This is a genomic window from Acidimicrobiales bacterium (assembly GCA_036273495.1).
GTDB lineage: Bacteria > Actinomycetota > Acidimicrobiia > Acidimicrobiales > JAJPHE01 > DASSEU01.
In genome coordinates, this window is record DASUHN010000404.1 from 1 (window position 1) to 12,107 (window position 12,107).

Consider the following 12,107-nt stretch of genomic DNA (forward strand, 5'->3'; position numbering starts at 1 on the left):
TGAAGGCGGGGGGCACCGTCTCGTCCGCACCCGCCGGCGCCGCACCCGGCGCGGGCGACCCGGTCATCGCCTCGGTCACCTCCCCGGTCGCGGGCGACGTCTCCTTCACCCCGACTCCGGATGCATCCGAGGCCGGGTTCCACGTGCTGGGCTCGGGGTTCCAGATCTCGGCCCCATCCGCCACCCCGTCGGCGCCCCTGGTGGTCACGTTCCAGATCGCGGCGTCGCTTCTGCCGGCCGGTACCACGGCCTCCGACGTAATGGTGTTCCGGGACGGGGCGGCGGTGGCCCCCTGCACCTCGTCCAGCTCGACGAGCGCCGCTCCCGACCCCTGCGTCCTTCCGCCCGAGGTCGGTGGTGACGTCATCACCTACACCGTGCTCTCCTCGCACGCGTCCTCCTGGGCGTTGGGGACGCCGGCGTCGGTCCGCCTGGCCGGAGCCGACCGCGAGGCGACCGCGATCGCCGTATCCGCCGCCTCCTACGGTCCCGGCGACGCGGAAGCGGTCGTGCTGGCCCGGGCCGACAACTACCCGGACGCCCTGGCCGGCGCGGCGTTGGCGGCCGCCCAAAACGCCCCGGTCCTGCTGACCTCGCCGTCGGGCCTCGACGCCCCGGTCGCGGCGGAGCTCCAACGGGTCCTGCCGGCCGGGGGGACCGTGTACCTCCTCGGGGGGACGTCCGCCCTGAGCGCGGGGGTGGCCCGGGACGTGGCCGGATTGGGTTACCACGTGACCCGGGTGGCCGGCGCCGACCGCTTCGCCACCGCCGTGGCCGTGGCCCAGGCGGCCGGCAGCCCGGCGGGCATCCTGCTGACGACCGGGGACGACTTCCCCGACGCCCTCGCCGGCGCCGCCGCCGTCGGTCCGTCGCGGGTGATCCTGTTGACCGACGGCCGGGTGATGCCGGCCGTTACTCGGGCCTACCTGGACGCCCACCCGGTGCCGGTCTGGGCCATCGGCGGGCCCGCTGCCGCCGCCGATCCCTCCGCCACCCCGTTGGTGGGTGCCGACCGCTACGCCACCGCCGCCCTGGTGGCCCAGGACCTGTTCTCCGGTCCGGCCGTGGCCGGTCTGGCCACCGGGCTCGCCTTCCCCGACGCCCTGGCCGCCGGGCCCCGCCTGGCCCGCCTGGGCGGTCCGCTGCTCTTGACCGATCCGGCCACCCTGGCTCCGGCTGCCGCTGCGTACCTGACCAGCACCGGGGCCACGCTCGGCCGTCTCGAGGTGTACGGGGGGCCGGCGGCCCTGTCCGACGGCGTCGAGCAGGCGGCCGGCGCCCTGGTCGGATAGCCGCGGGCGGTTGGCCGGCCGCCTTGGACCGGGCCTGGCCGAGCTCGATCACTCCCGTAGCCCCGGGGTGGCCATGGACCGTATGGCCCGGTCGGGGGAAATTCGGCGTGGCCCCTTGGACCCGGTTCTCACCAGGAGTACACATGGGTTTGAGTAGGCCGGCACACGGACAGCGGGTGGCGCGGAGAGTGGCGGAATCGCAGCGGGCGGGCAAGCCCGGCCCAGATCGACCGGCGGGCGACTTGACGGGGTCCCACCGCCTGCTCGAACGGTTCCGCCTCCTGGCGCGGGTGGGCGGTATCGTCGAGCGGGCCGCTGATCGCTCGGGTGGCATGTTGGTGATCCGGGGCCGCCCGGGCGTCGGCAAGACCTCCCTGTTGCGGGCGGCGGTCGACGCTGCCGACGGGCTGACCGTGGCTTCCCTCCGGGGGGACCCGGCCGAGACCGCCGTGCCGTTCGGTGGGCTCGAGCGGCTCTTCGCCTCGATCCGGGTCCCCGGGCGCCGGTCGGGGGGTGGGCCCACCGTCCCCCTTCCCCGTGAGAGGGCCGTATGGCTGAGCTACGTGGCGGTGGCCCGCGGCTTCGGTGAGGCCCTGGCCCACCTGGTCGACATGACCGGGCCGCTGTTGGTGGCGGTGGACGACGCCCAATGGGTCGACGGGCCCACCCTGGCCCTCCTCGCCTCCCTGGCCCGGAACGTCGCCGAGCTCCCGGTCGCCGTCCTCCTGGCCGTGAGTGGCGGGGAGGCCGTACCCGAGCTGTCGGGGCTCGACGCGGTCGACCTGCCCGCCCTGGATGCCCGACCCGGTCCCCTGCCCTCGCGCCCCGACGCACCCGGCCCGCTCGTGGGGGCGGTCGCAACCGTCGATCTGACCGGGCCCGATCTGACCTTCGAGATCGGGCAGGGGAGACGGCGTGCGGGCATGGCAACGGACCAGGACCGGCCGGCCGTTCGTTCGGAGGCTCTCGCATCCCATGCCAGTCGCCGGCGCGCCGGGCACCGGTCCCTTGAGGGCCGGCGCTGGTCCGATCCCCCGGCCCCGTTGGCCGACGAGCTCCTGAGGCCGGGGCGCGCCCAGCGCCGGCCTGCCTACCGCCCCCACGAATATGTCGTCCAGCTCCTGGGGGATTTCCGGGTCGGCCACGGCTCGGATGACCTGACGCCGCGGCCGCCCCAACCGGCCCAGCTGGTGAAGATCGTCGCCCTGAGGGGCCGGCTGTCGGTCGACGAGCTGATCGAGACGCTCTGGCCGGACGGCGATCCGGGGGTGGGCCGGGTACGGATCCGCAACGTCCTCTTCCGGGCCCGGGAGGCATGCCCGGGCCTCCTCGAACGTGATGCCGAGACGGTGAGCCTGCACCCCCTGGCATCGGTCGACGCCCGCGACTTCGACCGGGAGGCGGCGCGGGCACTCAACGGGCCGCGAGACGGCGGGCAGGGGCCGGCCGATTCGGCCCGGCTCGCCCTGTCGCTCTACACGGGCGAGCTGCTCCCCGCCGACCGGTACGCGGCGTGGTGTTCGACCGACCGTGAGCGGCTGGCGGGTCGTCACCGGGAGCTGCTCGAGGTGGTCATGGACCACTCCGAGCGGACGGGTGACGACCTGGCCGCGGTCCGCTTGGCGGAGGAGGCCATCGTCCTCCAGCCGTACGACGAGTCTCTGTACGCCCGCGCCGCCCAGCTGATGGCCCGTCTCGGCTGGCGCTACAAGGCTCTGCAGATGTTGCGTAGGGCCGAGGCGGTGGCCGCCGACCTGGGAGTGCCGCCGTCCCGCCCTGTTCTGCAGCTGTATGCGCAGCTGCGCGGCGACTAGCTGCCCCGCCGCTCGCCTCCGCTTAGCCGCCTTCGTTTCTCCGTCCGGGAATCCCGGCTTGCCGCCCGCACGTCGCGCCGGGACCATTGATGTAACTGGTCCCCTCTGCCCATGGCCGGTTCACCCTTCGAGGTATCCGGAGGATGTGCTGCCGGTATGGCCCTTCCGTACCGTGGCCAGCGTGCTCGTTTCCTACGTGCTGCGCCTCGTCCCCGACCAGCTGTCCGGGGGCCGGCTGGTCGGCGAGGTCGAAGCCGTGAACACGGGCGAGCGACGGGCGATCCACGGGGCGGACGAGCTCCTCGGGTTCTGCACCGAGTCCTACCGGGAGGCGCAATCGGCGGCCCGGTGGCAAGAGACGAAGACGGAAGGGTGATCAGGATGGAATCGGAAAAGTCCCGGGTCGGGTCCAGGCGGGGGCGGGTCGTGCGCCTCACCATCGCCGCCTTGGCCGGCGTCGTCTTCGGCGCCTACGCCATGCTCCCCGCCGCGCGCGCCGGCTCGTCCGGGGCCCAGACCCCGCTGGCCCAGCGACCGGCGCCCGCTTCACCGACGGTGACCGCGACCGTGACCCACAACGGGGTGCTCGTGTCCTGGCGGAACGTGCCGGACAACGCCCTCGGGTTCAACGTCTTCCGGTCGGACAACAGCGCCCAGCCCCTCAACGACGACCCCGTCCTCGGCCAGTCGTGGCTGGACACCACGGCGGCGGCGGGTGCGTCCTACACCTACTCGGTCGTCGTGGCCTCGCTCGACGACTCGGGCCAGCCCGCCGCCTCCCAGCCCGATCTGAGCGCGCCCCAGGGCGTGACCACCGCCTCGGTCGGCGACACCCTGGGCTCGGCCACCGTGTCCCTGGCCGCCTCGTTCTCCACCTCCCACGTGCCCCAGGGCGCCCTCCAGCAGTCGGACATCCCGACGTCGCTGCCCAAGTGGCCCGACGTCCTTGGCAGCCCTGCTCAGGCGTCATCGGTGCAGGCGCCCAAGGCCTCCCCTGCGACGGTCCCCTCCATCGCCCTTCCGAGCAACGACGCCTGTTCCCTGTCCGAGCTGACCGCGACCGTCACCACGCTGGCGACGAACGCCACCTGCCCCTCGTACGAGATAGTCGAGGACCTCACCGTTCCCGGCGGTGACACGCTGAACATCGCCCCGGGCACGACCGTGTTCGTCGACGACGGCCACTCGATCCAGGTCGACGGGACCCTCGACGTGCAGGGAACGACCTCTTCTCCCGTCGTGATCACCTCCGCCGACGCGGCCACCGCCCCGGTCGATCTGGCCCGGCCCGCCCTGTCGGCCCCGTCCCCGGGGGCGTGGGGCCCGATCGTCTTCGACGCCGCGCCCGACCAGGCCCAGAGCCAGCTGAGCTACGCCGAGATCAGCTACTCCTCCGGCATCTTGAGCATCCCGGCCGAAGGTTCTGACACCGGCACGACCGTGCCGCCGTCGATCACCGGCGGCACCATCACCAACGTCGGCGGCGTCGAGCCCCTCTTGGGTTCGGGTCTGGCCTTCGTCGACCCGTCCGCCCCGGTCTCGATCAGCGGCCTGACCTACAGCGGGCTGAGCGAGCCCGAGAGCCTCCTGCCGGGCAACGGGATCGCGGTCCTTAGCCTGGGGCCCGAGCTGGACGTCGACATCTCGAGCTCGAGCGTCACCGCCGGCCTCCCCCTGACCGTCGTCAGCCTGCCGGTGGGCGAAGGTGCGCCCCTCCGCGCCGGGTTCCGGGCCATCCCCGCCCCCCACGTCGACGCGGCGGGGAACGGGCTGATCAAGACCGACATCACGGGCAACAACTTCACGACCGTCAGCGGTCTGCCCGAGATGGCCCTCGTGTCGCTGTCCGGCATCGGCGGAGCAGGGACCAGCACCCTCACGGGCATCCTGTCCGGGAACAACCTCAACGGCCAGCCCCTGCTGGCCGGGCTGCTGCTGGTGTCCGCCGCCCTCGACTCACCGGCGCCCGGCGGCACCGCTCCCGTTGCCCCGAGCTGCGCCTCCGGCTTCTACGCCGCCTGCGACGACCTCACCATGGCGGGCGACACCGTCACCTCCGACGGCCTCGGCGTGCTCGAGCTGACCGCGTCGGCGGGCCCGGGCAGTTCGCTCACCGACAACGCCGTGAACGGGGGCAAGTACCTGTCCAGCGACCGCAGCGGGTGGGTCAGCGTGGACTGGGCCCTCGGAGACTCACCCGACGGCGACTACGTCCCGTCGGGCGACGCGTCCAACCTGTCGCAGTACTCCAACCTGACCCTGACGGGCGGAGGCGCCGGGCTGCTGAGCCGGGCCCGCTCGGCGGACGGCACCGGCACGAGCAGCCCCTCGATCTCGGGGTCCTCGGTCACCGGGGGAGCCGGCTGGTCCGGCTACCTGCCCGAGGCGGTCAACAACGCGGCGTGGGGCTCCACCCCGCTCGGCGGGTGCGCGGACGAGCCCGGTGCCGGCAACGCGGTCGCCAGCCCGATCCTGAGCGCGGACACCCTGACCGCCATCGGCGCCGGACTGTTCAACGTTCCCCAGTCCTGCGGGGGCACCGCCACGGCCGATCCCCAGATCAGCGGCACCACCATCAACGTCAGCAGGGAGACCGAGAGCAGGGACGGTGGCGAAGGCGTCGCCAACTGGGCCTACGCCCGCGCGGCCGGCTCCTCGGCCGAGGCCAACCCGACGCTGAGCTCCGACAAGATCACGACCCCGTCGGACGACATCGACAACTACGCCTCCTCGGACCAGGGTCCGGCCACGGCCGATCCGACCGTGCAGGGCTCGACGCTGACCTCGGCCCGCGACGACGGCATCGACAACTGGGCCGACAGCGCGCGTCTGAAGGGATCGTCCGGCCCGGCCACGGCCGATCCGGTGTTCTCCTCCACGACCGTCACGGCCGAGGACAACGCCATCGACAACGGGTCGCAGGCCCACCGCGGCGACAGCGCCGCCGAGGCCAGCCCGACCGTCACCGGCTCCAACCTGTCCACCTCGAACGAGGACACCACCGTGTACACCGAGGCGGACCCGAACGGGACCGGAGCCGCCATGGTCAACCCGAGCATCAGCGGCTCGACGATCATCAACAACGGGGACGGTGACGGCATCCATCTGTTCGCCAACCCGCCCTGGAACCACGCGTCGGGGCCGAGCTCGCTCGGTGGGTTCATCTCGGGCACGACGATCACCTCGGCCTGGGACGGGATCGACGTGGAGAGCGCGGGCCGGAACACCACCGACGCGCCGACGATGTTCACCACCACCCTCACCAACGTCGGCCTCACCTCCGGGCGCGGCGACGGACTCGTGGCCAACCTCAAGAACAAGGGCTCGGCCATCTCCAACGACCCGACGTGGAACGGAGGCACCCTGAACGCCCCCGGCGGCGCCGGCATCAAGCTGAAGTCCAACGGCTTCGGCCAGGCTGCCGGGGACGTGATCGAGACCGCCCCGATCATCGACGATGTCCCGATCAACAGCTTCCGGACGGGCGTAAAGCTGGTGGCCACCGACCGGTCGGCCGGCTCCGGCTGGCCGGGCACGGTCCACGTCGGCGGCCATGTGGACGCCAGCCCGATCACGTCGCTCGACCGGTCCGGCATCCAGGCCTATGCCACCTGCGAGGACTGCGCCATCCCGGCGGAGGTCGGCGACGTCGCCGCCAGGGCGGCCACGCCGGCCAGCGGAGCCCTCGTGGACACCTCGCTGAGCGGCACCCCGGTCTCGGCCTACGACTCGGCCGGTGACTTCGAGGCCTACTCGGACGCCGAGGGGGCCGGGGCCGACGTGGGCCCGTCGGTCAAGGGCGTCGTCCCCGGATCGCCGGCCGCCTGGCAGTCGCTCGACAGCACCGCCCTCTTCAGCTCGGCCTACAGTGAGGAGGGTCCGGCCGAGAGTGACCTCGACGTGAGCTCGATCCACGCCAGTGGCGAGGGAGAGTCGGAGCCCGGGGTCGCGGACATCGCGAATCTCGTCTACGCCGACGGAGGTGACGCGACCAACAACGCCAACATAGAGGGCAACGTGCTGGACAACCTCTGGCACAGCAGCGGCGTACCCGCCCTGACCGACTCGGTGTACTCGGAGAGCGGCAGCTCCTTCCGGACCGGTTCGGTGAGCAACAACCAGGTCGCCGACATGCTCGGGTCGAGCGACGGCTGGAGTGATCCCGGCGGGACGGGCATCTACGAGTACATCGGGCGCCCTGAGAACGTGGCCACTGAGTTCCCGAAGCTCACGATCTCGGGGAACACCGTGAGCAACGTGGGTGCCAAGGGCATATGGGTCCAGACGCAGGATGAAGGTCCGACCGGCCAGACGGTCCCCGCCACTGACCCGAGCGCCTTTGCCGTCCATGTGCTGGACAACATCGTCAGCTTCACGGGCGAGGAGGGCATCCTTCTCGACGGCGTCTACTCGGACGTCGAGGGCAACACCCAGAGCTTTGCCGGCCTGGCCGGCACCGCCAGTGGAATGCTCCTCCAGAACGAGAACGATCCGGGCGTGGTGAGCTGCAACGCCTTCTCGGGCAACACCGTGGGTGTGCAGTACGCAGGGAACGGGACCGGTGATCCGGCAACCAACTTCAACAGCTTCGTCGGCTCGAACGGCAGCCCGAACCTGACCTACAACCTGGTTACCGACAACGCCGTCGAACCGGTCGCGGTGAAGCCCAAGGACGTCCGGATGACAAATGCCCGGAGCAACTGGTGGGGCACCCTGGATGGCGAGTCCATCGCGGCCGGGATCCTCGGGAACGTCGACTCCTCCAGCCCGCTCGGCGGATCGCCGATCGGATCTCCGCCCTGCGGTGGCGGGGGCGGCGGGGCCGTCGGAGGCGGCGCCGGCGGCGGGAGCGGTTCACCCGAGCTTCTGCCGTGCTCCAGTGCCCCGTCTCCCGGCACCCTCCCGTCGGCGGGCAACCCGCTGGTGATCAGCGTGGCCGTGCCCGGCGCCACGGACTGCTCGGGCGTGAGCTTCACGCCCAACAACGGCGGCACGTCTCCCAGCGGGTTCAACGTCCTCGGGTTCGGGTCGGTCATCACGGCCCCGCAGGCGTCGGCCGCCTCGCCTCTGGTGCTGAGCTTCTCCTTCCCCGAGGCTTCGCTGCCGGCAGGCATGACGGCGGCCAACGTGGTGGTGTTCAGGGACGGGAGCCCGGTCGCGGCCTGCACCTCCAATCCCGCGACCACGGCCGCCCCCGACCCCTGTGAGGCGTCGGCCACGCTCGCCAACGGCGTCGTGACCATCACCGTCCTGTCCTCGCACGCCAGCACGTGGAGCCTGTCCACCCCGAGTGGGCCGGGCGCCTCCCGTCTGGCCGGCTCGGACAGGGAGGGGACGGCCATTGCGGTGTCCCAGGCGTCGTTCACCAATGGCGGGGCCGGCGCCGTCGTCCTGTCCCAGGCGGGGGACTATCCCGACGCCCTGGCGGGTGTGCCGCTGGCAGTGGCCAAGAAGGCGCCCATCCTGCTCACCTCGCCGACGGCGCTGGACGCGCCGGTGGCGGCTGAGATCCAGCGGGTCCTGCCCGCTGGCGGGACCGTGTACCTGCTCGGCGGCACCTCCGCATTGTCGGACCAGGTGGCGTCGCAGGTGACGGCTCTGGGCTACTCGGTCGTCCGCTACGGAGGGGCGGACCGGTACGCCACCGCCGTGGCCATCGCCTCCGCTCTCGGTTCGGCCAAGCAGGTGCTCCTGGCCGACGGATCCAACTTCCCGGACGCCCTGTCGGCCTCGGCCGCCTCGGGCTCGCCGGGAACGGTGATCCTCCTCACCGCCGGCAGATCCGTACCGTCCGCCACGGCCGGCTTCCTGAAGGCCAACCCGGTACCGGTGTTCGCCGTCGGCGGCCCGGCGGCGGCGGCCGATCCGTCTGCCACCGGCCTGGTGGGCGCGGACCGCTACGCCACGGCCGTGCTGGTGGCCCAGCGGTTCTTCAGCGCTCCCACCGCGGCCGGCCTGGCGACCGGTCTCAACTACCCGGATGCTCTCACTGCGGGGCCCCAGTTGGCCCGGCTGGGCGTCCCACTGCTCCTGTCGGACCCGAGCAGCCTCCCGGCGTCGGTATCGGCCTACCTGGCCGGCGCCAAGTCGACGCTCAAGGGGATCGAGGTCCTCGGGGGCACCTCGGCGCTCAGTCAGTCCGTGCAGGTGGCCGCGCTGACGGCCATCGGCGGATAAGGACGCCGGTCCGGAACCCGGGTGCTCCTCCATATGGCGGGGGGGGAGGGCCCGGGTCCTCCGGCACCAGAGCCGACCGCGCACCAGCTGGGGCCGCGGGACCTTGACCTCGGGCGCCGCCGGCGTCGCCGCCCCCGCCGTGGCCGCGCTCCGGCGGCGCCCGTGGAAGTGGAGTCTCCGGCGTGATGCTGTTGGTTACGAGCCGAGCGTGTCCCAGTCGACGACTGGCAGCTCGCCCTCGCCATGGGCGCCGGCTGTGCCGCTCGCGGTTGAGCTCCGGGCGAGGACCGTCAGACGCTCGTACGGCGCCGACTCGGGGCCGAGCAGCCGCTCCACCCAGCCAAGGGCCGCTTCCGTGTCGACACTGCCCGCCTGCAGCATGGCGGAGATGTCCGGCCAGTCCCGGGGCCGGTTGAACAGCGCCTTGAAGACCGTCAGGTGGGTGGCGGAGATGACCGGGATCTCGGTTCCGAGGAAGGGGACCGGATGGATGTCCTGCTCGACCTCGCCGTGGAAGGCATGTTGGGGGAAGAAGATGTCGACGGGAATTCCGGACTCCCCGTCCCACCACAGCCGGATCTGGCCGTCCCGTCCCACCACCTCCCCGGCCGCGTCGGGTACCGCGACCCCAGTGGGCATGGCGGCCAGCACCCGGGCCGACTCGTCGGTGGGGACGCACACGTTGACGTCGACGTCCCGGGTGGCCCGGGGCTCCTCGACGTAGTACGCCAGCGCCACCGCCCCGCCGAAGCCGTGTCCGATGCGGGCGGAGTCGAGAGCCTCGTGGAGGATGAGGATCCGCTCGGCGAAGGTCGGTGAGTTGCTCATCCCTCCCGAGCGGGGTCCCCGACCAGGTCCGACCATCGGGGCGGGTCGGGTCGGCCTCGCCCGCTGCGCTCGTGCATCTCCGCGAACGGGACGGCGTCGACGAGGCTCAGCACGTCGGCGAAGACGCGGGCGTTGCGCTCCGGGTCGACCCGGGCCCGCCGGACGGCGATCAGGTCGTGACCGGCGGCGTCGAGCAGGCGCTGCAGCATCGCGACCGATGGTTGGTGGCGCCCGTGCTCGTAGTCGCTGATGCGGGACTCCGCCACGCCGCTCTGCTGGGCCAGCTGGCGGACCGACAGCCCCGCCCGGGTCCGGGCCGAGCGCAAGGTGTCCGCGGCGGAGGCCACCGCGGACACCTTACCAAATTTGTAAAACTGCTGAAGGCCGTCTCGTATGACGTGATACTGTCGCTTGTATGACAGTCATGCTGAGCTTCCGGGCCGACGAGGAGGACGTGGCCGAGGCAGATAGGTGGGCCAGTCGGCTCGGCGTCGAACGCTCGCAACTGCTCCGGGAGGCGCTGACCTCTCACCTCGCCCGGTTGGCGGCCGAGTCGGACGCGGGCGCCTACGCGACCCAGCCTGTGACCCCGGAGGAGACGTCCCTGGACGGTGCGGACGATTGGGGGCCCGCCGAGGACTGGGCCGACTGGGCGAATGGGCGGATGGGCGGGACCGTGCAGCGGGGTGAGATCTGGTTCGCCGAGGTTCCGGCAGGTGGGGACCGTCCGGTCCTGGTCCTGACCCGGGGGCCGGTCGCCGACCGCATCGAGCGGGTCGTCGTCGCGGCCCTGACCCGCACGAGGCGTGGCGTCGTGTCGGAGCTGGCCCTGACCGTCGCTGAGGACGATGTCCCGTCGGACTGCGTCGTCTCCTTCGACAACCTCCACACGTTGCCCAGACTCGCCTTCCGCCGACGGATCACATCGTTGTCGGTGCAACGCATGGCCCGGGCCTGCGTGTCCCTACGGGCCGCCCTCGCGTGCTGAGCTCGGGCGGCCCGTAGTCGGAGTTCCTGCTACTGCGTGCCGGCCACCTCCCGCCGGCGGACCACCAGCATCTGGGCCCCGACGACCACGAGCAGCAGGCCGGCCGCCAGCATGGCGAGCTCGTTGCCCCCGGTGAAGGCCAAATGGCCGGCGGGGGTGGCCTGCGAGGTTCCCGTCGGTGCCGCCGCCGACGGGGCTGCTGCGGAGCCCGCCGCCGGCGTCGATCCGCCCTGGAAGGCCGCCTGCGAGCTCACCCCGACCAGGTGGGCGTCGAGGCCCAGGGTGGACAGGCCCGCCAGGGCCGATCCGGTCGGGAGGGCGTCGATCTGGCTCGTCACCGTGGACAGCAGGGTCGACAGCCCCGCCGGCAGGGTGACGGGCAGGGCGTGCGCCGACACGGCATGGGCCCGGACGGCCGGCGCCGCCACGCCCAGGGCCCCGAGCACCTGGTTCAGCTGGGCCTTGAGCTGCGTGGTCAGCGAGTCCGCCAGGCCCTGCAGGCTGATCGGCGCGATGGCCAGGTGCAGGGCCGAGAGCCCGGCGCTGGCCGATGTGGCCCCCGCCGAGGTCGGCGCCGGCGACGAGGTAGAGGTGGGCTGCAGGCCGTCGAGGGTCACCGCGGGCCGGGCCGCCGCCGGCAGCACCGCCAGGGCGCCGGTCAGCTTGGACTCGATGCCGGAGACCAGCTGCCCCAGGGACGAGCACGTCGGGGCGGCCACCGCCGTCCCGAGCACGGTCACCGACCCGAGGGTGCAGGTGACCGAGGACGCCCCCGATTTGGCGTTGGCGGCCGTGTTGAGGACCACCGAGACGTTGCCGACCTGGAGCAGCGGGGCGTTGCCGAGGGCGGCGGCCAGCTGCTGGAGCAGGGACTGGACGTTGGGCAGGCCGTTCAGGACGCCCTGCAGCTGGGTGAGCAGGCCGTTCACGGTGCCGGTCAGGCTCGTGACCAGGCCCTCGGCCGTGGCCAGGGGGCTGCCCGCGGCAGCGGCGGCAGCGGTCGCGGCG

The 12,107-nt window shown here is 72.6% G+C and carries 8 protein-coding genes; 5 read left to right on the plus strand and 3 right to left on the minus strand.

Annotation, left to right across the window (positions count from 1 at the left end; genetic code table 11):
- The 4 genes from VFW24_17605 to VFW24_17620 form a co-directional block, all read left to right on the plus strand.
- Positions 1-1,292 (plus strand): cell wall-binding repeat-containing protein (locus VFW24_17605; GenBank protein HEX5268585.1); only part of this gene is annotated, 1,292 nt, incomplete at its 5' end.
- Positions 1,293-1,534: 242 nt separating this feature from the next.
- Positions 1,535-3,106 (plus strand): AAA family ATPase, encoded by a 1,572-nt coding sequence (locus VFW24_17610; GenBank protein HEX5268586.1) that lies wholly within the window; start codon positions 1,535-1,537, stop codon positions 3,104-3,106.
- Between the two features lie 181 nt (positions 3,107-3,287).
- Positions 3,288-3,482 carry a hypothetical protein gene (locus VFW24_17615; protein ID HEX5268587.1) on the plus strand — a complete coding sequence of 65 codons (195 nt, stop codon included), beginning with the start codon at positions 3,288-3,290 and terminating at the stop codon, positions 3,480-3,482.
- A gap of 5 nt (positions 3,483-3,487) precedes the next feature.
- Positions 3,488-9,283: a cell wall-binding repeat-containing protein gene (locus VFW24_17620; protein HEX5268588.1), complete on the plus strand. Its 5,796-nt coding sequence runs from the start codon at positions 3,488-3,490 to the stop codon at positions 9,281-9,283.
- A gap of 195 nt (positions 9,284-9,478) precedes the next feature.
- Here the strand turns inward: VFW24_17620 and VFW24_17625 are convergent, their stop codons facing one another.
- Both VFW24_17625 and VFW24_17630 read right to left on the minus strand, forming a co-directional pair.
- Positions 9,479-10,111 (minus strand): hypothetical protein, encoded by a 633-nt coding sequence (locus VFW24_17625; GenBank protein HEX5268589.1) that lies wholly within the window; start codon positions 10,109-10,111, stop codon positions 9,479-9,481.
- On the minus strand, positions 10,108-10,458 hold the full coding sequence (locus VFW24_17630) for a helix-turn-helix transcriptional regulator (GenBank protein HEX5268590.1): 351 nt from the start codon (positions 10,456-10,458) through the stop codon (positions 10,108-10,110). Before VFW24_17630 ends, VFW24_17625 begins: the two co-directional genes overlap by 4 nt.
- A gap of 68 nt (positions 10,459-10,526) precedes the next feature.
- Between VFW24_17630 and VFW24_17635 the strand changes: the two genes are divergently transcribed.
- On the plus strand, positions 10,527-11,099 hold the full coding sequence (locus VFW24_17635) for a type II toxin-antitoxin system PemK/MazF family toxin (protein HEX5268591.1): 573 nt from the start codon (positions 10,527-10,529) through the stop codon (positions 11,097-11,099).
- A 29-nt stretch (positions 11,100-11,128) separates the two neighbouring features.
- Here the strand turns inward: VFW24_17635 and VFW24_17640 are convergent.
- Positions 11,129-12,107: hypothetical protein (locus VFW24_17640; GenBank protein ID HEX5268592.1), on the minus strand; the 979-nt coding region annotated here is incomplete at its 5' end.

What these genes read in the sequence shown, in the direction of transcription:
- VFW24_17620 (HEX5268588.1), top strand. Translation starts at nt 3,488, where the DNA reads ATGGAATCGGAAAAGTCCCGGGTCGGGTCCAGGCGGGGGCGGGTCGTG.
- VFW24_17625 (HEX5268589.1), bottom strand. Translation starts at nt 10,111, where the DNA reads ATGAGCAACTCACCGACCTTCGCCGAGCGGATCCTCATCCTCCACGAG.
- VFW24_17635 (HEX5268591.1), top strand. Translation starts at nt 10,527, where the DNA reads ATGACAGTCATGCTGAGCTTCCGGGCCGACGAGGAGGACGTGGCCGAG.